This window comes from Pseudomonas sp. SB113 (assembly GCF_040754745.1).
In the GTDB taxonomy this organism is placed as follows: domain Bacteria; phylum Pseudomonadota; class Gammaproteobacteria; order Pseudomonadales; family Pseudomonadaceae; genus Aquipseudomonas; species Aquipseudomonas grimontii.
In genome coordinates, this window is the sequence record NZ_JBFMHW010000092.1 from 1 (window position 1) to 556 (window position 556).

2 protein-coding genes are annotated in these 556 nt (G+C 54.3%); one reads left to right on the forward strand and one right to left on the reverse strand.

All coding sequences use genetic code 11. The features are described 5' to 3' along the window. A partial coding sequence (locus AB1462_RS31570) for a Gfo/Idh/MocA family oxidoreductase (protein ID WP_367249000.1) occupies positions 1-357 on the forward strand: 357 nt, incomplete at its 5' end. On the opposite strand, the gene AB1462_RS31575 is transcribed toward AB1462_RS31570, so the two are convergent. Next, the coding region (locus tag AB1462_RS31575; RefSeq protein ID WP_367249001.1) for a hypothetical protein at positions 354-556 on the reverse strand (203 nt) is incomplete at its 5' end. The two genes, AB1462_RS31570 and AB1462_RS31575, sit on opposite strands and share 4 nt — an antisense overlap.

Here is a 556-nt window from a genome sequence, read left to right on the forward strand (position 1 = left end):
TCCTCGATCCGTGCCGATTTCGGCGATTTCGAGCTGTCCTTTTACCTGTCGACGCAATTGGCTGCGCGCCAGACAATGGCGTTTCATGGCGACAAGGGTTTTATCGAGGTGGCCTCGCCGTTCAATGCCGGTCTTTACGATCATCACCGCGTCGAACTGCACAATCAGAATCATTCCGAAGCGCAGATTTTCCGCTTTCCGGCGACAAACCAATATAGACTTGAAGTCGAGGCTTTCGCGCGCGCGGCGTCCGGCGAAAACCAGCGTGTTTTCAGTCTTGAGGAGTCAGTCTTGAACCAGAGGTTGATCGACGCGATATTCCGCGCTGGCGATAAGGATGGTTGGGAAGCCGTCTAGTTTTCAGGAACGGGTTTTTCCTTTGTTGGACATGCTTTGAAGCGCTTGCGTGTCGCAATGCCTCTTCTTATATACGCCGCAATGCCGTAAGGGCTGCGCGTGCAATCGTGCCCCTTGCGTAATTTCTGAGACAGGGGCTGCCGCCGGAACGCCTTGATGGGTCCTGGCAGCCTGCTTAGTGGAGAGAAAAGATATGGCT